This is a genomic window from Roseobacter insulae, assembly GCF_019375555.1.
GTDB lineage: Bacteria > Pseudomonadota > Alphaproteobacteria > Rhodobacterales > Rhodobacteraceae > Roseobacter > Roseobacter insulae.
In genome coordinates this window covers 171,994-197,559 of the sequence record NZ_JAHXDN010000001.1, presented here as the reverse complement: position 1 = coordinate 197,559, position 25,566 = coordinate 171,994, and the positions used below count along the sequence as shown (strand labels likewise).

26 protein-coding genes are annotated in these 25,566 nt (G+C 57.4%); 5 read left to right on the top strand and 21 right to left on the bottom strand.

The features are described 5' to 3' along the window. The first annotated feature begins 85 nt into the window (after positions 1-85). Positions 86-1,129: a glutathione S-transferase C-terminal domain-containing protein gene (locus KX928_RS00965; protein WP_219497919.1), complete on the top strand. Its 1,044-nt coding sequence runs from the start codon at positions 86-88 to the stop codon at positions 1,127-1,129. Positions 1,130-1,215: 86 nt separating this feature from the next. After that, positions 1,216-1,824: a TetR/AcrR family transcriptional regulator gene (locus KX928_RS00960; RefSeq protein ID WP_219497918.1), complete on the top strand. Its 609-nt coding sequence runs from the start codon at positions 1,216-1,218 to the stop codon at positions 1,822-1,824. A 107-nt stretch (positions 1,825-1,931) separates the two neighbouring features. Here the strand turns inward: KX928_RS00960 and KX928_RS00955 are convergent, their stop codons facing one another. From KX928_RS00955 to KX928_RS00940, 4 genes are all read right to left on the bottom strand, one after another. Continuing rightward, positions 1,932-3,008 carry an Ig-like domain-containing domain gene (locus KX928_RS00955; RefSeq protein ID WP_219497916.1) on the bottom strand — a complete coding sequence of 359 codons (1,077 nt, stop codon included), beginning with the start codon at positions 3,006-3,008 and terminating at the stop codon, positions 1,932-1,934. Continuing rightward, positions 3,008-4,270, bottom strand: a complete 1,263-nt coding sequence (locus KX928_RS00950) for a hypothetical protein (RefSeq protein ID WP_219497914.1) — start codon at positions 4,268-4,270, stop codon at positions 3,008-3,010. Before KX928_RS00950 ends, KX928_RS00955 begins: the two co-directional genes overlap by 1 nt. Before the next feature lie 512 nt (positions 4,271-4,782). Then, entirely contained in the window at positions 4,783-5,421 is a 639-nt protein-coding gene (locus KX928_RS00945; protein WP_219497912.1) for an FMN-dependent NADH-azoreductase, read from the bottom strand. Positions 5,422-5,474: 53 nt separating this feature from the next. Continuing rightward, positions 5,475-6,233 (bottom strand): SDR family oxidoreductase, encoded by a 759-nt coding sequence (locus KX928_RS00940; RefSeq protein ID WP_219497910.1) that lies wholly within the window; start codon positions 6,231-6,233, stop codon positions 5,475-5,477. An 87-nt stretch (positions 6,234-6,320) separates the two neighbouring features. Between KX928_RS00940 and KX928_RS00935 the strand changes: the two genes are divergently transcribed. Then, positions 6,321-6,932: a TetR/AcrR family transcriptional regulator gene (locus tag KX928_RS00935; protein WP_219497908.1), complete on the top strand. Its 612-nt coding sequence runs from the start codon at positions 6,321-6,323 to the stop codon at positions 6,930-6,932. 102 nt (positions 6,933-7,034) lie between these two features. Here the strand turns inward: KX928_RS00935 and KX928_RS00930 are convergent, their stop codons facing one another. From KX928_RS00930 to KX928_RS00850, 17 genes are all read right to left on the bottom strand, one after another. Then, on the bottom strand, positions 7,035-7,736 hold the full coding sequence (locus KX928_RS00930) for an SDR family NAD(P)-dependent oxidoreductase (RefSeq protein WP_219497906.1): 702 nt from the start codon (positions 7,734-7,736) through the stop codon (positions 7,035-7,037). After that, positions 7,733-8,719 carry a glutathione S-transferase family protein gene (locus tag KX928_RS00925; RefSeq protein WP_219497904.1) on the bottom strand — a complete coding sequence of 329 codons (987 nt, stop codon included), beginning with the start codon at positions 8,717-8,719 and terminating at the stop codon, positions 7,733-7,735. Before KX928_RS00925 ends, KX928_RS00930 begins: the two co-directional genes overlap by 4 nt. 22 nt (positions 8,720-8,741) lie before the next feature. Beyond that, on the bottom strand, positions 8,742-9,296 hold the full coding sequence (locus KX928_RS00920) for a DNA-directed RNA polymerase subunit beta family protein (RefSeq protein WP_219497902.1): 555 nt from the start codon (positions 9,294-9,296) through the stop codon (positions 8,742-8,744). A 2-nt stretch (positions 9,297-9,298) separates the two neighbouring features. Further along, a complete protein-coding gene (gene pcaF, locus KX928_RS00915; protein WP_219497900.1) occupies positions 9,299-10,504 on the bottom strand; it encodes a 3-oxoadipyl-CoA thiolase in 1,206 nt (401 codons plus the stop codon). A gap of 1 nt (position 10,505) precedes the next feature. Further along, a complete protein-coding gene (locus KX928_RS00910) occupies positions 10,506-11,180 on the bottom strand; it encodes a 3-oxoacid CoA-transferase subunit B (RefSeq protein WP_219497899.1) in 675 nt (224 codons plus the stop codon). Further along, positions 11,177-11,899 carry a 3-oxoacid CoA-transferase subunit A gene (locus tag KX928_RS00905; protein WP_219497897.1) on the bottom strand — a complete coding sequence of 241 codons (723 nt, stop codon included), beginning with the start codon at positions 11,897-11,899 and terminating at the stop codon, positions 11,177-11,179. The genes KX928_RS00910 and KX928_RS00905 overlap by 4 nt, the downstream gene beginning before the upstream one ends. After that, positions 11,899-13,683 (bottom strand): FAD-dependent oxidoreductase, encoded by a 1,785-nt coding sequence (locus KX928_RS00900; RefSeq protein ID WP_219497895.1) that lies wholly within the window; start codon positions 13,681-13,683, stop codon positions 11,899-11,901. The genes KX928_RS00905 and KX928_RS00900 overlap by 1 nt, the downstream gene beginning before the upstream one ends. A gap of 13 nt (positions 13,684-13,696) precedes the next feature. After that, the gene (gorA, locus tag KX928_RS00895) at positions 13,697-15,088 is read right to left on the bottom strand and encodes a glutathione-disulfide reductase (RefSeq protein WP_219497893.1); all 1,392 of its coding nucleotides are present in this window, start codon (positions 15,086-15,088) and stop codon (positions 13,697-13,699) included. Continuing rightward, entirely contained in the window at positions 15,085-16,140 is a 1,056-nt protein-coding gene (locus tag KX928_RS00890) for a maleylacetate reductase (RefSeq protein WP_219497891.1), read from the bottom strand. The genes gorA and KX928_RS00890 overlap by 4 nt, the downstream gene beginning before the upstream one ends. Positions 16,141-16,143: 3 nt before the next feature. Further along, positions 16,144-17,049 carry a dioxygenase family protein gene (locus KX928_RS00885; protein ID WP_219497889.1) on the bottom strand — a complete coding sequence of 302 codons (906 nt, stop codon included), beginning with the start codon at positions 17,047-17,049 and terminating at the stop codon, positions 16,144-16,146. 67 nt (positions 17,050-17,116) lie between these two features. Further along, entirely contained in the window at positions 17,117-17,980 is an 864-nt protein-coding gene (locus KX928_RS00880) for an alpha/beta fold hydrolase (protein ID WP_219497887.1), read from the bottom strand. 34 nt (positions 17,981-18,014) lie between these two features. Further along, the gene (locus tag KX928_RS00875) at positions 18,015-18,902 is read right to left on the bottom strand and encodes a sugar phosphate isomerase/epimerase family protein (protein ID WP_219497885.1); all 888 of its coding nucleotides are present in this window, start codon (positions 18,900-18,902) and stop codon (positions 18,015-18,017) included. Next, complete coding sequence (locus KX928_RS00870) at positions 18,902-19,969, bottom strand: branched-chain amino acid ABC transporter permease (RefSeq protein ID WP_219497883.1); 1,068 nt, start codon at positions 19,967-19,969, stop codon at positions 18,902-18,904. Before KX928_RS00870 ends, KX928_RS00875 begins: the two co-directional genes overlap by 1 nt. After that, positions 19,969-20,835, bottom strand: coding sequence for a branched-chain amino acid ABC transporter permease (locus KX928_RS00865; protein ID WP_219497882.1), 867 nt, complete (start codon positions 20,833-20,835; stop codon positions 19,969-19,971). The genes KX928_RS00870 and KX928_RS00865 overlap by 1 nt, the downstream gene beginning before the upstream one ends. Before the next feature lie 3 nt (positions 20,836-20,838). Further along, positions 20,839-21,537 carry an ABC transporter ATP-binding protein gene (locus tag KX928_RS00860; protein WP_219497880.1) on the bottom strand — a complete coding sequence of 233 codons (699 nt, stop codon included), beginning with the start codon at positions 21,535-21,537 and terminating at the stop codon, positions 20,839-20,841. Continuing rightward, positions 21,534-22,262 carry an ABC transporter ATP-binding protein gene (locus KX928_RS00855; protein ID WP_219497878.1) on the bottom strand — a complete coding sequence of 243 codons (729 nt, stop codon included), beginning with the start codon at positions 22,260-22,262 and terminating at the stop codon, positions 21,534-21,536. Before KX928_RS00855 ends, KX928_RS00860 begins: the two co-directional genes overlap by 4 nt. Before the next feature lie 69 nt (positions 22,263-22,331). Continuing rightward, a complete protein-coding gene (locus tag KX928_RS00850) occupies positions 22,332-23,600 on the bottom strand; it encodes an ABC transporter substrate-binding protein (protein WP_257883470.1) in 1,269 nt (422 codons plus the stop codon). Between the two features lie 250 nt (positions 23,601-23,850). Here KX928_RS00850 and KX928_RS00845 point away from each other — a divergent pair, with 250 nt between their 5' ends. Beyond that, positions 23,851-24,723, top strand: coding sequence for a sugar phosphate isomerase/epimerase family protein (locus KX928_RS00845; protein WP_219497876.1), 873 nt, complete (start codon positions 23,851-23,853; stop codon positions 24,721-24,723). A 32-nt stretch (positions 24,724-24,755) separates the two neighbouring features. Continuing rightward, positions 24,756-25,547, top strand: a complete 792-nt coding sequence (locus tag KX928_RS00840; protein ID WP_219497873.1) for an SDR family NAD(P)-dependent oxidoreductase — start codon at positions 24,756-24,758, stop codon at positions 25,545-25,547. Positions 25,548-25,566: the final 19 nt, after the last annotated feature.

Below are 25,566 nucleotides of genomic sequence, written 5' to 3'. Positions count from 1 at the left end.
CTAAGGCTGCGGACAAAGTCATCTGGCGGATGAAAAACTCCTGGCTGGGTCCATTATGTTTCAATTTCGCAGACGAAGGTAAGGCATGAAAAGTGTCGTCGATAATTCAAAAGAGGAAAACCAGGCCGCCGCCGATGCCCGCCGCGCGCGGGGCGAATTCGTGCGCGGGGTTAGCCAGTTTCGCCATGTGATTGGTGAAAGCGGCGTCTTCCCGGCGGAACCGGGTCGCTATCACCTGTTTGTCGCGCTCAATTGCCCCTGGTGCCACCGTGTCACCCTCGCGCGGGGTGTCTTGGGCTTGACCCAATCGGTCTCGATGGATGTGGCCTATCCAAATCGGACGGATGAATACGATCCGGCGGGCCCGAATTTCTGGCAATTTGCACCGGAGCGTCGGTCGCCCCTGACCGGCGAGGTGTTACCCGAATGCACCGCTGAGACTGGAACGGGGCAAGGATACCGCCTGGCGCAGGAGATCTACGCCGCGGAAGGGTCCGAAGAACGGTCGGTGCCGATCCTGTACGACAAGCGGACCAAACGGATCGTCTCAAATGAAAGCGCTGAAATTGTTCGCATGCTTGGCGCGCATGCTCGAGCTTTGGGCAGCGACCTGACCGGCGATGCGCTGCCAAACCTCTACCCAAACGAAGCGGAAAGTGCGGAGCTACGGCGCGAGATTGATGAGCTGAACACCTTCATTTATGTCAACATCAACAATGGCTCCTACAAAGCTGGGTTTTCGAGCGACCAAGCTGTCTACGCGACGGCATTTGAGAACTACTTCGCGGCTTTTGATGAGCTTGAGGCCAAGCTCAAGGATGGTCGACCTTTTCTGACTGGGGAGCGTTTCACCGAGGTTGATCTGCGGCTTTTCCCGACTCTATATCGCCACGACCCAGTTTACTATGTTCGTATGAAGCTCAACGGCGCCCGTCTCCTCGACTACCCGCATCTCTGGCATTGGCTCTGCCGCGTTTACGCGCTGCCAGGAGTGGTGGAAAGTGGATCTCTGATCCATTGTCGCCAAGGTTATTTTGGGCGCACATGGAACAAAGTAATCCCAAGCGGCCCGATCAAGCCGATGCGCTACCCGGAGGCTTATCGCCATCCTGATTTAGTTGAAACCTAGAATGGGGTAAAGCGCAGTGGCGGCCGCTTTGCGCGTCCAACTCCGAAGGCCCTTCGGAATTCAAAATACCAAATCAGAGGTAGGACTTGGACCAAAACACTCCAAAACGACGCGGCCGCCCGCAGGCCTTTGGTCGAGACGAAGCGTTAGACGCTGCAATGCTTCGGTTTTGGCGTTACGGATATGCCAAGACCGATATTGATGACATTGCGCGTGATCTTGGGGCGACGAAGCCAAGCATCTACCGGCGCTTCGGCAACAAAGAGAGATTGTTTCTTGCAGCTCTCGACCGATATGCGTCGACGGTTGGAGCCGAGCCTTTAGCAGCATTCAACGCTGAAGACGATTTGACCCTAGCCGTTCGTGGGTTCTTGGAGACTTCGCTTCGCAACGCCACCGACCCGGACACCCCACCGGGATGTATGATTGCCGGTGCGGCGGCGGAGATCGCGGGTCGAGTACAAGACGTCGGCACGTTCTGTAGGGCAGGCCACACAGCGACAGAAAGCCTACTCGCCGATCGATTTTCGGCGGCAATTGATGATGGGCGGTTGTCGGACCGCGTCTCAGGACGCGAGCGGGCTGCAGTACTCTTGGCCGCAATGCACAGTTTGTCGATCCGCGCACGCGCTGGCGAGACCCGCGGCGAGCTATCCGATCGTTTAGTTGGCGTTGTCGACCTGGTGCTTGGGTAGGGGCCGCTCTTTGACTCGCACCCACTAGTCGATCAGTCCTTGGTCTACAAAGACTTGCGTCGATCCAAAGTATGGATCGACGATAGATGTGACGGATGGTTCTTTTTTTATGAGCCGAACTTGATTGGTCGGAGAACGGGCTCATCGCACTGCGCCTCGGTTCGCGTCTCGACATCAAAGGCGCCGCAAGTCCGGTTCCCGGCGATATCTTCGGCATGCGGCGCAACAAAGAGGTATGGGGTTGCCTCGGCGCTCCAGGGTGCGCTCGGCGTGAAGACCATGGAGGAGCCCATGCTTGCCCAAGTGCCAGCTAAGGGTCCGCCGTCGGCATTGATCAGCGCCACGGTGCGTCGAGACAGTGCGGGGTCCATCACACGGGCAAATTCAACGACAAGCGGCTCAAGGCTTTCGGTTGGAGGCTCTGAAAGCTGCCACGCCGCGACATCTATGGGGCGACGCTCCGCTGGGCCAACGGTGAACATGAGCTCGAACGATTCTGAGAGTGTCTGGCCATCCGCCGCGCGCATCTGGTCATGTACAACAAGACGGTAGGTTTGCCCCTCGTCAAAAGGCGCGCCATGGGTGGTATTAGGCCTCACCCCCAACTTGAGCCGGCCGGGGTCAAAAAGTAGCGTCAGTTGCGTCTGTTCCGCGTTCCAGAGCTCGATGCCGAGATTGAGAAAAGCGTTCTCGATCTGACGCCCGTCGCCATCAAAAAGCGAAATATGGCGCATGACATTGCCCCGTGCCATTGGCTGGTCAAAGGTCACATACATCCGCAGCGTATTAGCTGGGAGCGTGACTTGCTCCGGTAGAATGGCTGCGACTTTTGTCAGGCCGGTCCGCGATGCAGACCGTTCTAGAGGGAGTGCCAAACCCAGCCCGTTCAGGTGAAGCGTATACTCCGCACCTATCGAAAGCGGAAAGCGCGGAACAAAAACCAATGCGCCGGCAGGGTCAGCGTCCGTTGCCTCAACGGGCTCAAGCTTCAGACGCCCTCCATCGGCCAAAGTTGCCTCGACGGCGCCATGGCCCACTTCCGTCACATCGAGGTTCGTGACCCATATCCGGTCACCGCTTTCATTTGCGCGTGCTTCCTGCGCCAGTGTTTGTTCGGAAAGAGTCGCGAGGGGTAGGAAGGTGGCCAGCAGCGCCACCTTCCATTTTTGACGAAGGCTCAACATCACAGATCCAGTGGCGGGAACTGACGGTAGCCGAACGGGTCGGCCGTACCGGGCCAATTCATCTCAACCATGTGGTCCGCCCGGTTAAAAAAGAACGGAACCAGTAGCGATTGCACCTGAATACGTGTCGGATCTTTCGGATCGGGACGCACGGCAACAGCCCAGTTATCATTGATCAAGTCAATGTGCTGCACGCCGGAGAGTGGCACGGGAAAACCGGTCAAACCGGCGGGTCCGAAATTGTTAGGCACGTCAACTGCCATCGGTTCAGCATCTGCAATCAATTGAAGCGGGATCGCATTTGCAGACCTGTTGGTGTTGGTCACCAAAACATTGTCCGATCCGTCCATCGGGTTGTTATAGGCGAATATATCGATCGGCGTGTTGCCATAGCCGAGTTCGCCGATCATCTCACCCCGGATTTGCGCCCCATCGGTCAAATCACTGAGGGGGATACGAACCAGTGGGGTGCAAGCGTAGACGGCCACCAGCGTTGGCACTCCGTCAACCTCGGCAATTGTCTGCGAGATAATGGGCGCCCGCGTTTCCCACTGCGCGTGCACCGCGTGCCAGATCTCGATCTGAGTTTCGCTCTGTTCCCCGGTGAAAGGGTATGCGATCCGCCGCAGGGTGCTGTCAAAGTCTTCGCCAGAGACACCCGACACGAAGAGTTCGCCATTGTAGTGGTCGATGTCGGTGATGGTATAAAAAGCGGCGGGTTGGCCGAACTCCAATGCAGCCTGCGCTGGCGGCGCCCCGAGAGCATGCACCGTCGCCGAAAGACCTGCGTGGTCGATCAGTTCCACGGCCCCGTCGTTAATACGGGCCAGCACTGGCACTGCGTCAGGCCCCAGTCCCCGATGCGCAGAAACGACAATTTGCTGGGTGGCTGCGTGAACGGCCACATCGTTGATCGTGATTTGGTCTGCTGGCGCGCCGGTCAACCGACCGATATCGGCTGGCAGGTCCTCCACAATGGTACGGCCCTCGAAAGTCTGAGGACGGCCAAGTTGGTAATTTGCTTGGTCGGTTAACGTCTCAGCACCAAGTTGGAATGCCACAACCTGATTGCCTGCGCTGTCGCCAACAAAAAGCACGTCATCGGAAAATTCGATTGCACCAGCCGATTTCAATACTGGCGCGGCGGATTGCGCGGCTGCGGGTGCAGCTATTGCGGTCAGCACAGAGAGGCCGAAAAGGCTTGTGGCCAAGCGGATTGCTTGGCGCGAGGAGTGAAATTTTGCAGTCATAGTGTAGGGCATTTTTACCTCCAGTTGATGGTTACAACTTGAGGAAATCATGTGTATCGATTGGCTACAATATTAAGATACTCAAAAGTACGTTAATAGTCGCACAGGGATTGTTTGACGATGAAGGTTGAAAACCTATTGCAGATCGGCAGCCCTCAATTCGTTGAGTTTCAAGCATGCGCTCTCGCATTGCTCGCTGCGCTGTCCTCTTCCGCACTGCGCGAGCGTGTAAAAATGGAGTACGTTGGAAATGATTACCCGGGCTTAACGTCTTAAATACGCTTTGCACCGGCATTCAGCGTTGTATGCGATATCCGCATCCAGTCTCTGAATGGCGTCGCACTCAAAATGCAACTTCCTGCTTCTAGTCATGCCCGATTGAACAAAATACCCTCATCAACTCTTAGGTTCAGCGCAATTCGCAAGAGATCAAATCGCTTTATTTCCATGCAACGAATGCGCGCCAAGAAAATAGCGCCCCGCACGACTGTGCGGAACGCCCAACACCCTAAAATGCTCTCTATCTAGGCCGAAACCATTGGCATGTCATAGCTGAAGTTTTTGATGATCGTATCAATCTGCGCCTCGGCGGCGGGGATTTTTGTATCTGCCATTTGCATCAGTTGGTCTGCCTCAATCACATGTACGTTCGTTATCCCGACAAAACTCAGCACATGGCGCATGTAGCCAGTGGCAAAATCGATGTCGCTGTCCACCTTCGTACCGCCTGAGGCTACGATCAGGTATGTTGGTCGATCCGCACCAAGGCCTTTGGGACCGTTCTCGGTATAGGTGAACGTGCGACCGAAGCGGGCCACCTGATCAATCCACAGTTTCAGTTGTGCCGACACCGAAAAGTTGTAAATCGGCACGGTGATCACGACGGCATCGGCCGACAGGAACTCATCAACGATCTCATCAGAGACTGCGAGAGCGGCCTTGGCGGTAGCGTCGCGATCATCTTCTGGAGTGTAAGCGGCATCAAACCAAGCTTCGTCCACGACGGGAGGTACGGTGGCCGTAAGATCGCGGGAGACCACTTTGGCACCCGGGATCTTTCCTTCGAGCCCGGCAATCAAACGGTCCGCCAGTGGGCGGGAATAGGATTTGCCCTGACGGCCGGAGCTGTCGATGCGCAGGATTGTGGGGGCGGTTTCAGTCATAGGGTAAGCCTCGTTGCTGCTGGAAAAGATGGAGAAGAAGCGGGACAACAGGGTCATAGATTTGACCATCCGCCATCGACGGCGATTTCGGCCCCGCGCATAAAGGATGACCCGTCGGAGGCCAGGAATGTCACCGCAGACGCGATTTCTTCAGGCTTTCCAAATCGACCTGCCGGAACCTTGGCCATGACGGCCTGGCTCATCTGTGTCAAATCCTCGTCGGACATGCCGAGTTTGCCATAGATTGGTGTTTCAATCGGGCCTGGGGCAACTGTGTTCACGCGAATGCCACGTTCGCCGAGTTCGACAGACAGCGTGCGTGCCACTGATCGCAGCGCCGCCTTGGTTGCGGAGTAAACGGCCATTCCCGGTTCGCCCAAAACGTCCAAACACGATGTGTTCAAAATGACAGAGGCACCTTTGGTCAGCAGCGGGGAGAGTGCTTGCAGCAGCAGCAGCGGACCGGTGACGTTGACCATGAATTGGGCTTGCGCGGCGTCAGCTTCGATTTGACCCAACGGAGCGGGCCACGTTACACCAGCGTTGGCAAAGACCACATCAAGTCTGCCAAATTCCTCTTGGATTTTGGCAGCAACCGCCGTGCTGTCTTCAGGCATATCAGCGCGCCAGAGAAGAGCGAGGACCTGTGAACCATTGCTCGACAGTTCGGCGCGAGCGGTCTCAAGACGCGCCTGGTCTTGACCAGTGATGATAAGCGCTTTGATCCCTTCATCCAGAAAAGCCTGGGCCGTCGCACGTCCGATGCCGGTGGTGCCACCGGTGATCAGAGCAATCTTGTCGTTGAGCTGCATTGCATTGTCTCTATTATTGCTTTACTGATCGGTAAAGTAAACGTAGTGACTGGAATGTCCAGAATTAAATTCGGATCGGTAAGGTAAATGCCGAAGCAGACGGAAAAACGGGCGCGCGGGCGCCCGGCGAGTATCGACAAGACCGAAATTCTTGAGGCGGCGACGCAGGCTTTTTGGCGTCTGGGCTATGATGGGGCGTCGCTGGGCGAGCTGACAAAAGCCACCGGTGTTTCGCGGCCTACACTATATGCGGCCTTTGGCGATAAGGATGCGCTATTTGACGCGGCACTCGATCACTATGCGAAGACGACAGGTGCGGCACCAGCCCACGCTTTTGCCGAAGCCACGGACATAAGGGCGGCTGTAACGGCCTTTCTGACAGTCTCCGCTGAAGGAAACACCAAGATTGATGCGCCGTCCGGCTGCCTGATTGCATGCTGCGCAGCCTTGACCGCTGAAACCACACCCTTGCTCAAAACCAAGCTGCAGAAGCAGACCCAAGAACTGACGGCCTTTCTTTCGGCGCGGTTTGCCCGAGAGGTCGCGCGCGGCGCGTTGTCTGAGCGGCCAACACCTGAAGCTCGCGCTGTGTTGCTGGGTGATTTTATGCGCGCTCAGGCAGTGCGCGCCCGTTCTGGTGCGAGTCGCGCAGAAGTCTTGTCCGAGCTCTCGACCCGAGTTGAGGCTGTTCTAGCCTAAATTACAAGTAAAATCAGCAGCGTAGCTCTGGTACACTAGAGTCAGCGTTCGCACATAGCTTGCTCAGGTAAGTCCTTTTGCGCTCAGGAGGCCATTGGTATCCTAGAACTTCTCAACCCAAGGCCGAAGCTCAATTTCCCACGACCATGTCGAACGGTGCTGGTCCATCAGATGCATGTACGTTTCCGCAATCTGCTGAGGGTCAAGCAAGTTGTCTTCGCCATCCACCTCATTGAACCGACCCTTCTGAGGGGTTCCGTCAATACCGCCGTCAATAACGACGTGGGCGATGTGAATGTTCTTCGGATGTAACTCGCGGGCCAATGACTGGCAAAGCCCCCGCAAAGCGAACTTGCCCATGGCAAAGGGTGCCGAACGCGGGAAACCTTTTACGCCTGCCGATGCTCCAGTGAACAAAAGCATGCCGGTCCCGGTGATCAACATGCGTTTAACAGCCTCTTGGGCGACAAGAAACGCACCATACGCGGTCACCATTATCGCGTTTTTGACAAGGTCCGGATCAAGGGTATGGAATTCCCCTTGAGCGCGCGCACTGGGATTGTAGACGACGACAGCCAGCGTCTCGTCGAGTTGGTCAATCTTTTCGAAAAGAGCTTCGACGCTCTTTGCATCACTAGCGTCACAAGCAACAGCTAGTGCACCAGTCTCTTCGACCAATTGTTCTAACTTATCTGGGTTTCGTGCTGCCAAAACTACCTTGTAGCCCCTTTTTGACAGTGCTCTTGCAAGTGCTGCGGACAGGCCAGAACCTGCTCCGACGATCAATGCAGCTTGTGATGTCATGCTACCAGCCCTTTTCGCGTTTGCGGTTGGTCGAAATCGAGATCAGGATTTATCGGAATGATCCGGCTCGGGTTAATGCTGTCATGGCTGTAATGGTAGTGGCGCACGACTTGATCGAAATCGATGGTCTCTCGAACCCCTGGCCACTGGTAAAGCTCTCGGGTGTAGGACCAAAGATTTGGAAAGTCGACCAAACGCATTTTGTTACACTTGAAGTGAAGGTGATACACCAAATCGAACCGGATCAGCGTTGTGAACAGGCGCCAGTCAGCTTCGGTGGCGTGATTTCCAACAAGATAGCTTGATCGGCTCAACCGTGCCTCAAGCCATTCCAGAGTGTCAAACAGCGCTGTTACAGCTTCGTCATAAGCCTCTTGTGTCGTTGCGAAACCGGACTGGTAGACGCCGTTGTTGATTGTTTTGTAGATGCGCTCATTGACTTCATTAATCTCTGCTCTGAGGTTTTCGGGATAAAAATCCACCTCGTTGCCGGTGATCGTGTCAAAGGCAGAGTTGAACATCCGGACGATCTCGGAGCTTTCATTCGATACAATGGTCTCGGTTTTTTTGTCCCAAAGCACCGGCACCGTCACGCGGCCGGAAAATGCGCTTTCGGCGCGCGTGTAGATGTCGCGGAGAAAGGGGTAATCATACAGATGGTCCCCCGTTAGCCCTGGCCAGTCTTTGTCGAATGTCCACCCATCTTGAAGCATGTCGGGATGCACAACAGAAACACCGATGTGCGGCTCAAGCCCTTTTAGTTTTCGGAATATGAGAGTCCGGTGAGCCCAAGGACAGGCCTGAGCAGCATAAAGATGATATCTTCCGCTCTCTGCCGGAAAACCCGCCTGTCCTGTCGGTCCAGCAGTTCCGTCAGCGGTAACCCAGTTTCGAAAACCGGACGTCCATCTCTCGAACCGGCCACCAGTGCTCTTGGTATCGTACCACTTGTCGACCCATTTTCCGTTTACAAGTAGTCCCATTGCTTGTCCTTTCGACAGACAGTTAATTCCATTTGGAAAGTTCGGCGGGCCCGTCGCTACACATCTGCATGGTAAGCGTCCGCCAACGATCAGATGCGCTAAAGGTTCGGGCGGACATTGCGCCTACAGTCAGGCACAGGTCCGATCCGACAAGCTGAAATTGCCCCGCCAGGTTGAATGTGAATCGCTGGAGATCGGCGGCTGGCAAAAAGCTCTCTGACGCGCCGCAAGGCCGCAAAATCACTGGCGCGCCGGGCAAAGGTGTTACAACCCCAAAGGCGGTCACGCAGGCCTCGAAGGCTGGGAACCGGATGCGACCATCGGTAAACACGGCGTGCCGGTCCACACGCGGCAGGTCAGGTAGGCAATTGTGCGCCACTAGGGGCAGATCTGCACGTGCCGTCGGGCCAACCCCCAGAATGTCGATGCAATATCCTTCGCCGGGTCTGTCCAGATCGTTGGTCAGCTTTACTTGCGGCAAGGCCTGCGCGGCAGCCACGCCGGTCGCCCCCAGCACAATCAGGAAAGCCATCGCGAGAGTGACCCATCGGTTTAGGATAAAGCAGTCTCGTTGCATGTTCAGCACCTCTCGATGACCATGGAAATGCCTTGTCCGACACCAATGCACATCGTAGCCAGTGCCCGTACGCCACCTGTGACATGCAACTCCGTCGCAGCCGAACCGACGATCCGAGCACCGGACATGCCCAGGGGGTGACCAAGCGCAATGGCACCCCCATTGCGGTTCACCCGGACGTCTGCGTCATCAATATCCAACATGCGCAATGTAGCGAGCGCTTGCGAGGCAAAAGCCTCGTTCAGCTCGATGACATCAAAATCTGTTTGTGACATCCCAAGCCGATCCATCAGCTTTTGCGAAGCAGGCGCCGGGCCGATGCCCATCACGCGCGGTGGCACACCTGCAGTTGCACCCCCGACAAAACGGGCGAGCGGTATCAAGCCATGTGCTTTGATGGCGGTCTCTGACGCGATCAGCAGCGCCGCGGCGCCATCGTTGACGCCCGAAGCATTTCCGGCTGTGACCAACCCATCCACCCGTACAATAGGCTTGAGCTTGGCCAAGGTATCGAGGGTTGTGTCTGCGCGTGGGTGCTCGTCTGTATCGACGATGATTGGATCGCCGCGTGGCCGGGGAATGGTGACAGGGGTGATCTCATTTGCCAAGCGCCCGCTGGCCTGCGCAGCAGCGGCTTTTTGTTGCGACAGCAGCGCAAAAGTGTCCTGATCGGCACGCGAAATTTGATAATCGGTGGCCACATTTTCAGCCGTCTCCGGCATGCTGTCTGTACCATATCGCGCGTGCATCATCTGATTGACAAAGCGCCAGCCGATCGTGGTGTCATGCACTTCGTTCGTGCGTGCAAAGCTACTCGTGGCCTTCGGCATCACGAAGGGTGCTCGCGACATGCTTTCGACTCCGCCTGCGACAACGACATCCGCCTCATTCGACCGGATCAGGCGAGCGGCCGTGGTTATCGCCTCCATCCCCGAGCCACACAGCCGGTTGACTGTCACACCCGGCACGCTCTCGGGCAACCCGGCCAAAAGCAGTGACATACGCGCGACGTTGCGATTGTCCTCGCCCGCCTGATTGGCGCAGCCCATAATCACCTCGTCGATCTCGGCAGGATCGAGTGTAGGCACACGCTCCATTAGAGCGCGAAGCGGGACCGCGCCAAGATCATCGGCACGAATTGAAGAGAGCGCGCCACCATAGCGCCCGATGGGCGTGCGGACATAGGCGCAGATGTAGGCGTCTTGCATCTTAAACCTCTGGAGCTTTGAGATCCTGAACGGTCTCGTCGATGTGAAGTGGGGCGCCGGTTACCGTTTGAAGCTGATCAAAGGACACGCCCGGCACCTTCTCGCGAAGCACAAATCCCATCGGGGTGATGTCGAGTACTGCCAGCGATGTGTAGATGCGTGTCACGCAGGCTTTGCCTGTCAGCGGCAGCGTACATTCACGCATCAGCTTGGGTTTTCCGTCTTTGGTGACGTGATCGGTGATCACCGCAACACGCTTGGCGCCGTGCACAAGATCCATAGCGCCGCCCACCGCAGGCACGCCCTTGGACCCCACACTCCAATTGGCCAGATCACCGTTTTCGGCGACCTGATAAGCGCCCAGAACAGCGAGGTCCAAGTGCCCGCCGCGTACCATCGCGAAACTGTCGGCGTGGTTAAAAAAGGACGCACCAGGCTTGATGGTAATCGCCTTTTTCCCGGCATTGATCAGGTCCCAGTCTTCTTGACCGGGGGCAGGTGCATCGCCAAATCCCAAAACACCGTTTTCGGTATGATAGGTGACTGTGCGCCCTTCGGGTTGAAACTGCGCGATGCGTTCAGGCAAGCCGATTCCTAGGTTTACATAGGCTCCGTCTTCTATGTCTTGGGCGGCGCGCCAGGCAATCTGCGCGCCAGTGAGTTTTGGCAATGTCATGCGTAGTTCACTTCGTCGCGCACTAAGGCCTCTTCCTGTTCAGGGGACGGCACAGCGATCAGCCGGTCGACAAAGATGCCCTGCGTGATCACCTCTTGCGGGTCGATCCCGCCCGGGTCCAACAGGGTGCGCGTCTGTGCAATCGTGACCTCTGCGGCCATCGCCATAAGCGGAGCGAAATTCCGCGCAGCCATACGGTATGTGAGGTTGCCCAGCCTGTCTGCGCATTCCGCTTTGATCAGGGCAAAGTCGGCCTTGAGCCAACGTTCGCGGACATACATTTTGCCTTCGAACTCTTCTGTCGCTTTGCCAATTGCCAGGTCGGTTCCAAAGCTTGTTGGCGTATAAAAGGCGGGGATTCCGGCACCGCCGGCGCGAATGCGTTCGGCCAAGGTGCCTTGGGGTACCAACTCGAGTTCGATGTCGCCATTCATATAGGCTGTGCCGAACGCGACAGCATCTGCTGATCTTGGGAAAGAGCAGACCATCTTGGCCACCATTCCTGCACTTATCATCGCGGCGATACCAACGCCGCCATTTCCTGCATTGTTGTTGATCACGGTCAGGTTCTTGGGCTGCCCTGTCGTGTTGAATCTGTCGATCAACGCGTGAATCAACTCGATAGGTGCGCCGGAGCCGCCAAAGCCGCCGATCATGAGGCGCGCGCCGTCTGGTATGTCGGACAGCGTATCACCGATCTGTGCCGCAATCTCTACCATCACGCAGGCTCGGCTACGGGCGTTGTGACATTTCGCGATAGAACTAATTGCAGGACGGTGCGTAGAGCTGTTTCCGGGGCATCGCTTAGGCTTTTCTGGCGCCAGGCGACATATCCATCTGGGCGCACGAGAACGCAACCGTCCTCGTCGATCTCCCGTTGGCGTTGCCAGTCACCGTAAGGGTCCTGATAGGTTTGGCCAATGCCGATGGCAAAACCTTGCAGTGGCAGGTCTTCGGACGCTGCGATCTGTTCAACCGCCGCCAGCCAGGCCTTCCCACCGATCCCGGTCAGCAAGGTAAAGCGGCCGTGTCCAATCAGATCGTGCGAGGAAATCAAGTGGGTTTCTGTCTCAAGCCAAGCATGCGGTATCTTGGCTCCGGGCGCTGTCGTGGCAATGTAATAGAGTTCCGCATCACGATCTGCGTCCGCAGGGGCCGGCATCGCGGTGCTGTCTTCGACCGTTGCGGATGAGTTGTAGCGCTGGTTCAATTCCACACCGTGGGCGTTGTACTCATACGACTTGGCGTCTAGCGCGGCCCGCAACGCGATGCGCCGGTTTTGCCCAGCGTCATCATCCGAAGACAGGGTTGCCAGCGCCGTCGACGCGGCGTCGTCGGGCACGTCCGGACCAAGGCCCAACGCACCAAAGATCGGCCCGTACTCTTGGATCGACCTGATCGCGCGTGATACTATCTGTTCGGCGACCGGCGCGCGCTCAGCGTTGTAGCTGTCAAGCAGCGGTTCACCGGCCTGACCTTTGAGAACCATCGCCAGTTTCCACGCCAAGTTATAGCTGTCTTGCATCGAGGTGTTCGATCCCAAGCCATTCGTTGGCGGATGGCGATGCACAGCATCGCCAACGCAAAACACCCGGCCCGCCGACAATTGCGTCGCCCAGTAGTTGTTCACTGTCCAGAGCGACGTCCCTGTGATTTTTGGCTCAAGATCGGGCAAACCGGTCAATTCACGAATAATGCTGGTCGCATAGTCGTCGGTCATCTCGGGCGGCCCGGCCTCAATGTCGTACCCGTAGACGATCAGCCATTTATTCCAAGGTCGCACCATTCGCACGATGCCCATCCCGACACCGCCTACGCCCGAGCCGGGTCGGATCACGCAATACAGGACACTGGGACGGTGCGCTGTCAGCGCGGACAGGTCGGCCTCGAATTCGATGTTCATCGACCCGGCAATGCCCATCGCCCCTTCGAAGGGCAGACCAGCCTGTACAGCGACAATCGAGTTTCCTCCATCTGCCCCAACCAGGTACTTTGCCTTGATCTGTAAAGGGGCGCCGGTTTCGCTGTCCTCTGCTTGGACAAGCACGCCATCCGATGTCTCTTCGTAGGATATAAAGACCGTGTTGAACCGCACTTTCGCGCCCCGTTTCAAGGCGTTTGAGACGAGGAGCGGCTCCATGTAGGTTTGCGGCAGATCGCACATCGAAGTGGGGCTTGCCATGGTGTAGTCAGCCTTCCGTTGCGGGTGGTTGCCCCAAGCCAGTATGCGCCCGTATTCCTGCCCGGCGAGGCTACTGCAGAACACGGAATTAGCCATGAGCTCCTGAGGGGCGGCATCCTCCATCGCTGCGTCCTCCAGCCCGAAATCTCGCAGGATTTCCATCGTGCGCTGGTTCGTGATGTGGGCGCGCGGTGTCGGGCTGGTCCAGCGATAGCGGTTGATGACCGTCACCTTGATCCCATAGGTGGCCAGCGCCACGGCCATTGTGCCCCCGGCGGGACCGCTGCCCACAATCAGGACATCTGTTGCAAGAGTATTCATCGCGTTTTCCTCCTCAGGCGACGTCTTTTTCTGTGCGGTACGTGCGCGTCGGGGCGTACATCGTGACCAGCTCTTCAGCAGCGGTTGGATGGACAGCCATCGTGGCGTCAAAATCTGCTTTGGTTGCTCCTGCCTTAAGCGCGACACCGATTAATTGGATCATCTCGGCAGCGCCTTCCCCCAGAAGGTGGACTCCGACGACACGGTCAGTGTTCGCGTCGACCACGACCTTCATCATCATCCGCGTTGGATCGCCTGTGAGCGTAGCTTTCATCGGACGAAACCGTGTGCTGAACACATTCACAGCAGGCAACCTCTCTCGCGCTTCGGCCTCGGTCAGACCGATGCAGCCTATTTCAGGCTGGGAAAACACTGCCGTAGCGATGTCGCTACGGTCTGGTATTGTCGGCTCACCCCCAAAAATCGTGCGCACCCAACATATCGCCTCGTGAATAGCGACCGGTGTCAGCTGTTCGCGGTTCGTCACATCGCCGAGCGCATGCACACCTACGACGGTGCTTTGGCCAAGTTCATCGATCATGACACGACCATCAGGTGTCGTGTCGACGCCCGCAGCTTCCAGACCCAGGCGCGCGGTATTGGCGTTCCTGCCGATCGCCAGCATCACCAAGCCCGCACTTAGAACCGCGCCATCGGACAAAAGGATATCGCGTCCGCCATCGTCGCGCACCGCGACAGCTGTAGGCGTGCTGTTCATGCGAAGCCGGATCCCCTTGGCGGCCATCGCTGCCATAAGGTCGTCGCGGACGTCGTCGTCAAAACCACGCAGCACCTTATCACCGCGGTAGACCAAAGTGGTGTCAACGCCGAGGCCGTTGAGGATACCCGCGAATTCAACCGCTATATAGCCGCCGCCAACCACGACAGCGGATTTGGGAAGATCGGGCAGATCAAACATTTCATCCGAGGTCACGCACAGCTCGTCCCCAGGCATGCCCATCATACGCGCCGGTGTCGCGCCCGTGGCAATAAGGATGTGGCGTGCCTTGATTGTCCGGTTTTGCCGCACCAGGCGGACCCGACCCTCTCCGATCAATTCGGCACGGTCGTCGATGATCTCGGCCCCCGCGAAACCGACCCCGGTGCGGTACAACCCTTCGAGGCGGGTGATTTCAGTCTCCTTAGCGTTGCGCAATGTATTCCAACAAAATTCGGGTTTCGCCGCCGTCCATCCAAAGGAGGAGGACGTTCGCGCCTGCGCGCCAGCTTGGGATGCGTAGACAAAGAGTTTCTTGGGCACGCATCCACGGATTACACAGGTACCGCCAAACCGGAACTCTTCTGCCACAGCCACTTTCTTGCCAAGCGCGCTGGCCACCTTGGCCGCACGTACGCCGCCAGACCCGCCGCCGATGACAAAGAGGTCATAGTCCACTTTGGTCATGGTCGTGCCCCGTCGAATGCGGCATGCAACATGGCCGCGACATCGTCCCGCGTGACAGGGCGCGGGTTGTAATAAGCGCGTTCAACGGCCAGATCCGCGGCCCTTTCAATGTCATCTGTCGTCAACCCAAAGGATTTTAGATTCTTCTTGGACGCAGCGGTCTGCATGAGATCAAAAAGACCGCCTATCGGATCATTGGTGCACAAGGCGCGGGCAATGGCGGCCATCGCCTCGGGCGCATGATCACGGTTAAATGCAGCGGTGTAGGGGATCATCAGACAGTGAATGTCCGCGTGATTCAGATCGAACGAGCCACCTAGCGTGTGGCAGATTTTGTGATGAATCGCCATTCCGACACTGGCCAGGCACGTGCCCGCCAGCCAGGCGCCATAAAAGGCTTCAGCACGCGCGTCCTCGTCCAGTTTATCGCCCATCAGTCCGGGAACGGCCCGTCCGATGGCTGCGATCGACGCCTCAGCTTGCATCAAGGTGACTGGGTTTCGGTTCTGGGCATAAAGCGCTTCGACCGAGTGCGCCAGCGCATTGACCGCTGACGGTCCGGCAATGAAGGAGGGCAGGGTATAAGTCAGCGCGGGATCGTAGATCACAGTTTCCGGCAGGACCTTGGGCGTGGTCTGTGTGGTCTTTTTCCCGCCTTCGGTCTGGCCGATGATCGGCGTCATTTCAGATCCGGCATAGGTGGTCGGGATCGCCAGTTGCGGCAAATCAGTGCGCAGAGCAATGGCCTTGCCCAGGCCGATGGTGGACCCACCGCCAAACGCGACAAGACCGTCAACCCGTTCCTTTTCCACCAGCGCCATGGCGCGGTCGGTCACGTCAACCGGTGTATGCATCGCCGCACCGTCGAAAACGCCTGCGCATCGGTCGCCCATGCTGCGCGCCAATGCTGTGGCGTCATCGGCCTGCTGTGGTGTGCTGAGCACCAACGCGCGTTTGACGGCCAGATGATCAAGCTCCGCGCCGGCTTGACTCAGGCCGCCCTTTTCGAACAGGACACGTACAGGCCCAGCGGTATAGAGAAACCCTTCCATGTCTTAGCGGGAGGTCGAAAACGAGTGAGTAGCGCGGTCACCCGGAACCAGCACAAAGTCATAATGCATGCGCCAGAACGGATTGGGCATATCGTATGTCCCAGCCGTTTCCGGTTCGTCCGCCTCAACGAAATCCACCAAAAGGCTGTCCTTGACGCCAAAGACTGCATCGCCCTCGATGTATTGATCCTCTCGGGCAAAGAGCTCAGACACAATCGACTTGAAGCCAGGCGCGGACACGATGAAGTGGATATGCGCGGGACGCATGTTATGCCGCGCCCCGGCCTCGAGCAGATCTCCGACGGGTCCGTCCGTTGGGATCGGGTAGGCCTCGGGTTTGACCGTCCAGAAGGCGAAGTTGCCATCTGCGTCAGTCCTCAGCTGCCCCCGCAGGTTGTAGTCGGGCTGGTTGTCGTCCATGTTTTCATAAAGCCCATTGTTGTTGGTCTGCCAGATGTCCAGCAGCGCGTTGCCCACCGGGGCACCGTCAATATCGAGCACATGGCCCGTCACCAGTGCGGGTAGCCCGTCATTGTCACCCCGTGAGATGTTGTCGTAATGCGCAATCTCGGGCGAGCCTTCGCGATAGAACGGTCCCAGGACCGAAGGTTCAAATGCGCCCTCGGGTAAATCGTCATTCATCGTCTCGACCAGCATGGTCAGACCCAGCACATCGGACATAAGGATGAACTCATGCCGTTTAGCGTCGCTGATGTGACCGGTGCGGGTCAGAAACTCGGTTGCGGCCAGTAACTCATCGGGCTTCAGTTCGACCGCCTTTGCAAATCCGTGCAACGCTTTAATCAACTCTTGCAGGATCAGGTTCATCCGTGGATCAGGCGCGTTCTCATAGGATTTGAGCACGATCTCCGTGATCATATCCGGGGTGGTTTTTAGTGCTCCATCCATCGAAGGATCTCCATTCATGTGAAAGGGTTTGGCTGGCGCAGGGAGACCTGCGCCAAATCGTGTTCGGTTAGGCAAATGCCTTTTCGGCAAGACTTCGGATTTCATTGGCGACAAAGTCCGGCTGTTCTTCGGCGACCCAGTGACCACATTCGGGGATGCCGCCACCGCTGACGTCGTTGGCGAGTTTTTCCATCGACTCAACGCACCAATTGTTCATCAGTGCAGCTCCGCCCCAGGCGATAACAGGCATCTCAAGCTTAGACTTCATGTGCTCTTTGGCCTGTTCGGCGTGGGTCCAGAATTTCTTGTAGATTTCAAGGCCCGAGCGTAGAGAGCCGAACTGCGTAAAGGCGCGTTCGTATTCGTTCAGCGCCTCAAGCGTCACGGCATGTGGGTTATAGCTGAACTCGGTATAGTAGTAGTCGAGGTAACGCCGGATATCGCCGCGGATCATCTCTTCGGGGTAGGTCGGTACCGAGTGCCAGTTCATGTGCCAAAAGAACTTGCCGTCAGGCTGCGGCTGCATACCGGCCTCATGACCACCCGTACCGGGAATCATCATTTCGAAATTGGCGAGGCCGACCACCTCATCACGGAACTGCGCGGCATAGTGATAGGCCCATACCGCCCCCCAGTCGTGACCGACCACAACTACTTTGTCATGGCCCAAGTGATCCTTAACCAGCGTCCGGATGTCGTCTGCAAGGTTGTCACCATCATATCCGGTTTCGGGGCGTGTGGTGTAGCCTGCCCCCCGGATGTCGGGCGCTATGACAGTGAACTTGTCCGCCAACCGCTCTTGCACCTCGCGCCAGCCAAAATTGGTATGTGGCCAGCCATGGATCAGGACGATGGCGGGACCATCTCCCGCCATCGAATAATGCATGCGGATATCCTTGATGTCCGCTTTGTGATTAGTGATTAGTGTCATGACGTCTCCTCCCTTTTCCGTCAGTTTCTGTCGATCATGCAGCCTTCGGCATGTACCCGTTTCGTACGCCTGCTGCGTCCAACGCTTTGGGGAAAAAGTCGCGGATTGACTCGATGATTTCATCCGCCGTCATCGCATCGAACTTGGCAGAGAAGATTTCTGGTCCAACATTACGCAGCCCGCCAATGTCGGCGATTGTCTTGGTGATTTCAGTGACTGGAAAGTCGCCTTCGCCACACGGCACGCGCCAATTCAAGCAGTCATCGACAGGGCTTCGATCTTCAGGATATGTGGCTGTGGCGTCGGCCAGTTGAACAGACGCGATCCTGTCACCCGGGATGGAGGCCAACAATTCCAAATCTGGGTTGCCACGCATGAAATGCCAGTAGTCAAATACAATTCCTGCACCAGGCTTGTCAGTGTCACGGATCACCTGCCAGGCCATGTTCAGATCGAACAAACCCCAGAACGGGATGAATTCAAGGTGGCATACGATCCCGCGTTCTGCGGCCCTGTCGCAGATCTCAGCGAAGGCGTCGGTCAATTGCTGCCGGTTCACTGTACCCGCAGGGAAACAGCAAATCGTCGACATGCTTTCGCACTCGAACTCTTCCGCGATTTCAAAGAAACGGTCTGTCTCAAAACCAAGGAACGGCAGGAATTCATCCGCCACATTGTCTGGCTTCCATTTAGGGGCCCAGCGGGTCAACGGATCAAGGTGGCTCAGCTTGACGTCGTGATCAGCCGCCATCGCCTTCATGTCAGCGGCCGAGGTGCCTTCGTTCATCCACATGTCCAGGTGAAAGGGCGTTACCGAGATTTTACCAAATCCTGTTTCACGCGCCACGCGGAGCTGTTCAGCAAGAGGCAATTCACGAATGGTGCCCTGCCACAGAAGATAGTTGTTCCGGTCATGTGTCATTAGTGTTTCTCCGAAGTTGGTGTGAGTGAAGTGGAGGACGCTTGCCTTTGGCGGTGGTCATCCAGATGGACTTGTCGCTCCACAGGAAAGACGTTGATCCGGTACCTGTCTGCGATGAGACCCCAAATGCCCTGGCGCGCGAAGAGCATGATGGCGATCGCCAGCAGCCCCAGAAGGATCAGGTACCAAGCGCCAAAGTCTGATGTCGTTTCCCGTAACAGGAAGAAGATCGCGATACCGACAAAGGGCCCTTCGATCCGGCCGATACCGCCAATGACAACGATGAAGATGATGGCCGCCGACCATTCCATAACATCAAAGGCGGCAACGGGAGAGATACGAAGCTTTTGCAAGAAGATCAGCGCGCCGATCATGCCGGTGAAGGCGGCGACGGCCACAAAGACCCCAAGTTTCAGGCGGAACGTATCGACGCCGACCGACGCTGAGGCGCGCTCGCTGTCCCTGATGGCTGTCAGAGCAAGGCCATAGCGCGACCGCAGCAGGGCATAAACCGCCACGACCGATGCCACGGCAATGGCAAGCGCGCTGATGTAGATGATCAACTCGCGCCCCTGCGCCGACGGGGCGATGTCGCGCACCGCTTGCAACGGTAGGCTCATCCCCGATCCCCCGCCCAGGGCAGGTACCTCGAAAAAAGCGAGCTTAAACACTTCGGCCACGACCCATGTGCCGATTGCAAAGTAAGGACCAGAGAGGCGGAACATAAGGATAGCGACCGGGATCGAAATGAGCCCGCTGAGCAATCCTGCGATCGGCAACGAATAGATCGGTGAAAACCCGGCATGGGCGACAAGGGCAAAAAGCATATAGCCGCCAAAGCCGATGAACGCGTGCTGGCCCACGGACAAAAGCCCCGCATAACCAGCAAGCAGGTTCCACATTTGCGCCAGCGCAAGGAAATAGGCGATCTCGACGATCAGGCGCATGGTGGCCCGGTCGCCGGTCAGGGGCAAAAGCAGCAGGCCGATCAGCCCAAGCCCCAGAACTGCGAGGCCAATGGTCGAACTGCGCGTGGCGCGTTCAATGCGATAGGACGGTTGGGTCATCAGTGAGCTACCTTAGGGAAAAAGCCGCGCGGCCGGACGATCAGGATAGCGAGAAAGACGAGGTGACCGGCCATGACCTGGAATTGCGGATCAATGGCACCGCCGATGGCTTGCGCGAGGCCCAGCGTGACACCACCCAATAGCGTGCCCCATATGTTGCCCAAGCCGCCAATGATCACCGCTTCAAAAGCAAAGAGTAGGCGCACAGGTCCTGACAGTGGATCGAACGTAGTCCGGATCGCCATCAGCACACCGGCAATGCCGATCACAACCAGCGCAACGCCCGTGGCCACAGCGAACACGCGTTTGGTGTTGATGCCCATCAGCCGTGCCGCTTCGGGATCATCTGACGTTGCGCGGAATTCGCGCCCGATCTTCGTGCCATAGAACAGTGCTTGCAGCGCGAGGATGGTGACAATCGCGGTGGCAAAGATAATGAGCGGATAAACCCCCACCGCAATGTCGGTGCCAAGTGCGATACTTGCTGTTTCGACTTCACCTAGGCTCAATTTGCGGCTGTCCGCAGCAAAGCTTTGGAGCAAGCCGTTCTGGATCACAATGGCCAGACCGAAGGTTACGATCATCGGCGGCAGCAGGTCGTCGCCCAAAGTCCGGTTAAGCACAGCCAGTTGGAGCACATAGCCAAACGCAAAAAACAGCGGCAGGACGATGGCGAGGGACAAGATGGGACCCAGTCCCAACACCTCGACCACTGCAAAAGAGACAAAGCCAGCCAAAACGATCATATCACCATGGGCAATGTTCACCAGCCGCATGACGCCAAAAACAAGACTTAAGCCGATGGCAAACAACGCATAGACGCCACCCAGAAGAAGCCCTTGAAGGAGTGTTGCAATCCAATCCATGGTTCAGATCCCGAAGTAAGCGTTGCGGATGTCTTCGAGGGCGATGTCTTGGGCTGCGCCGCTGAGCGACACGCGCCCCTCCATGAAGCAGTAGACTTGATCAGCCACGCGCACGGCGCGCGCAACGTCTTGTTCGACGATGACGATGGACAGACCTTCGCTGCGGAGTTCAGCAATTGTGCGATAGAGTTCCTCGATCACCACAGGGGCGAGGCCGAGGCTGATCTCATCACAAAGTAGCGTGGTCGGGTTCGACAAAAGCGCTCGGCCAATGGCCACCATCTGTTGTTGCCCTCCAGACAACGACGTGCCCGACAGACGGCGGCGTTCTTTGAGTACTGGGAAAACGTCGTAGACACGATCAAGGCTCCAAGGTCCGCTGCGTTTCGCGTGTGTGCCGATAAGCAAGTTCTCTTCGACCGAAAGCGAAGGGAATAGCCGACGGCCTTCAGGAACCATCGCGATACCCTGCGAAATGATCGTGTGCGCGTCTCGCCCCCCCGCAGGTGCGCCGTCGATATGAATCATGTCGGGTGCGGTTTTGATCAGCCCGGTGATCGCCTTCATGAAAGTCGATTTACCAGCACCGTTCGCCCCGATAATCGCTGTGGTTTCTCCAGATCGCAGTGTCACGTCCAGGCCAAAGAGCGCCTGAAAGTCTCCGTAGTGCGCGGTCAGGCCACGGGTTTCGATCGTGCTCATGCCGGTTCGACCCCCATGTATATCCGTTGCACGTCGGGTGCGCGCATGACCTCATGTGGGTCTCCATCTGCCAAAAACATGCCGCCGTTCAGGACCACCAGACGATCCACCGTCGCCAGCAAAGCGTGCACGATGTGCTCGATCCAGATCAGCGACACACCGCTCCGGCGGATGTCACGAATGGTGCTGATCAAGGCCTGTACCTCTGCTTCGGTCAGACCGCCTGCGATCTCGTCCAGCAGCAAAAGCCGCGGTCTCGTTGACAGTGCACGGGCCAACTCAAGCCGCTTTCGCTTGAGGAGCGTGAGCTTGCCCGCTGGCGTGTTCACATCATTCAGCAGTCCCGTAACACCCAAAATCTCGAGGCTCATCGCTTCAGCCTCGCCCATGGCTGCGGCGCCTCCAAAGGTCGCTGCGGTCAGGACGTTTTCAAATACCGACATTTTCCCGAACGGGTGCGGGATCTGGTAACTGCGCCCGACACCAGACCGGCATCTTTGGTGAGGCCTCTGAGACAGTACCGATTTACCGGAAATGAGAATGTCTCCGCCGTTGGGGGACAAATCACCCGTGATTAGGTTGAAGAGGGTAGATTTTCCCGCACCATTGGGACCTATGATGCCGAGGCCCTCATTTTCGTTCAGCGTTAGATTGATGCCATCAGCGATGACAACCTTGCCGAAGGCTTTGCATACGTGTCGCAATTCCAACAGGGGTGGGGTCATATCCGCGCTCCCTTCATCTGAGAAAAGTGGCCGTGGCGCGCGCGCCTCGGCCAGTGGGGCGGAAGGCTTCTAGGCCGTCGCCTGAACAGTACCGCCAGCGTCGACGCCGTCGGCTGCGATGTTGCTGACGATGACGGCTTCAAAGTCGAAGGGGCCATCAGATTGCCGCCATTGCGCGCCGGTCAGCGGGGTGATCACCGCGTTCGGAACTGGACCAGACCCTGCCACGATGGGACCCTGGATCGTATTGAGATTGGTCGCGAACATCGCCTCCCGCGTTGCCTCCCAATCTCCGCCACCCGAACGTTTGAGCGCGTCAATTGCGGTTTCGAACACCGAATGCACTGTGCCAATCGGTTGGATCCATTGCCGCCCGGTTTGCTCTTCGAAGGCGGCGGCATAATCTGCAGCGCTTTGCCCGGTGACCGAGCTTTCGAATGGGAAACTAGGGTGCCAGAACAAATCAAAACTGTGGTTCTGCGCCAGCGGGCCAAGCTGTTCGGCGGTGCCCGGGAACGCGAGTGCCGCCGCCGTAGTCGCAGCCTTGACCGACAGACCTTGCTGTGCGGCTTGGGTCCAGAATGTCGTCCAGTCGGGTGGCAGTACCACTCCCGTTACGATTTCGACCTCGTTTTCAAGGAACATGCGGATAATGGCGCTGAAATCGTCTGTCAGGTCCTGATACCGACCGGGATCGATCACGGTAAACCCGCGCTCTTCGAGGATCGGGGTGAAGCCCTGGGCAAAACCTACGCCGTCGGGGTTGTTCGGCCATAGACCGCCCACGACCTTGTTGGTATCCAGCTGGTTCCAGATGTCAATAAAGGTATTGGTGATCTCACCGAACCCCCAGAACTGGTGCAGCTGATAGCTGAACGGCGCGTCATCCGTGGCGCCGCGTCCATAGAATTGCGTCTCCCATGGTGTAATCGAAGAAATCAGCGGCACGCCGTTCAACTCGCACTGATCCGCTACAGGTGTCACCGTCAGTGGATGAATGGCGGCGCACATAATGTCCACTTCCTCGCCCAGGATCAGGTCGGCGGCGACTTCGGAGGCGCGATTTGAATTTGATTGGCTGTCGCGCACGACAATCTCAACGTTGCGGGTCTGCCCGCCGTCGACCTGCAACCCACCGGCGAGCGCTTGGCGCAGGTTTTCCAGCACAAACGCGTTACCTGAGGCGACTTCGGCTAGTGGTCCCGTCTCGGGCTGCACGAACCCTATTTTTAAGGAGTTGTTCTGCGCCAGCGCGGGGCTGGCCAATGCGGGTATGGCTGCGGTCCCCGCAAGGCCGCCAAGCACCTGACGGCGCGAAAGCTCTTGTTTTTTGGTCATGTTTATTCCTCCCAGAAGCAGCCCGCAATATTATCTTGGACTGATCATTCTAGCTTATCTTGGACTGAGCGTTCGTCAATCAAAATTTCGAACGCTGAAATATATGTGCTCTTATATGTTGTTAACAAACACTTTTTTATGATATTCCCTTGACTACTCTATCCCTCTCAAGAGATTCTCAAAATTTTCTACTTGTTTTGAAATGTACGTTCCAACTAACTTGTTGTGGAATCGGGAGGATCAAAAATCTATGGCTGTTACGTCCTTCGGCCGAATACTTTGGTGGGGAAACGTACGTGCGCTATCCGTGCGTGATCGCGCGCAATTTGCAGCCCGGCATGGTTTTGACGCCCTGAACATTGCGCCTGCGGACGTCGTCGCCCTGTTGCATGCAGGCGAGACGCTGGACTCGATTCGTGCCATGGCGGAGGACGTTGGCGTCTCATTCACGTACCTAGATCCGGTGGTCTCGTGGCTGCCGGACTGGGCACCAGGTCAAACGGCGGCAGACTTTGTGCCGTTTCTTGAGGCTGGGCTAGGTCGAGAGCTGGAATTCGCGCATGGGCTGGGAATCGACCGGATGCTCACCATCACCTGTTTTCCAAGTGGACGATACCACATGGAAGAGGTGGCCGAACACCTCAGCATCTTTGCACAGCGCATGGCGCCTGAAGGTATCACCTGTGTGCTCGAGGCGATGCCGATGTGGGGGCTGAAAACCTTCGCGGAAGTGGACGCATTGCGCCGTCAAGCAGGTCAACCCAACATCCGGCTGCTTTTTGATACGTGGCACTACATCCGCGGCGGCCGGGACGACAGTCTTCTGGCGTCGATCCCACCGGGCATGATCGACCATGTTCAGATCGCAGACGGCTCCTTGCAATGCCCGCCCGGGATCAGCCTGTTCGAAGACTGCCTGCAAAGACGGTGTGTGCCTGGTGCCGGTGAAATGCCGCTAACAGAGGTTTTGTCGGCGCTAAAGGAAAACGGGCATTTGATATCTGTCGGCCCGGAAGTGTTTTCGGCCAGCCTGGATGCGATGACAGCCGACGAAATTGCGGAAACGCTCATGCCCGCCTTTGACGCGATCCTACCAAAAGACATCCGCAAGGGCGCGGCATAGCAGGATCGGAAAGACATCCATGGGAGGAAGCGATGGATACTGAATTTAAGGGGGCGCGCGTGTTGATCACTGGTGCGGGTGTCGGCATCGGCCTAGAGATCGCCCGCCAGTTTGCGGAACGTGGCGCACGGGTGGCATCGGCAGACATTCACGTCACCGAGGACCTTGCCGCCGTGACAAAAGCGTCGGGCGGATTTGCGCTCGAACTGGATATGGGACAGCGCGAGAGCGCGCAGACGCTCCTTCAGGCCGTCGAATCGGAATTTGGCGGGTTGGATATTCTGATCAACAATCTGGGTGCCTCTCCGGTGCGCGACGGGTTTTTGTCGACCACGGATGATGATTGGGAACGGCTGTTTCAGATCAACCTGTTCTCCATGGTCCGTGTCACCCGTGCCGCTTTGCCGCAACTCATTGAAACACAGGGGGTGATGGTGAATATCACCAGTGTTTTGGCGCGTGAACCGATCACGATTCAACCCGACTATTGCGCAACCAAGGCCGCGACCCTGAACCTCGCCCAGAACCTGGCGGCTGAGTTCGGGCCTAACGGGGTGCGCGTCGTTTCGGTTTCGCCGGGGCCGACGTTGACACCGCAATGGACCGATCCGGGTGGCCAGCTGGAACAATACGCCGCGCGCTGTGGCTGCACCCCGGAAGACGCCCGCGACCGGGCCATCCCCGAGGAGCTGGGGTTGAGCCTGCGCCGGTTTGTGATGCCCGAGGATATTGCACAAACCGTGCTCTTTGCGGCGTCACCGCGCTCTCGCGCCCTCACCGGAACCGAGATTGTTGTCGATGGCGGCATGCACCGTTCCGTTTAACGCAAAGCTCTGGAAGGAA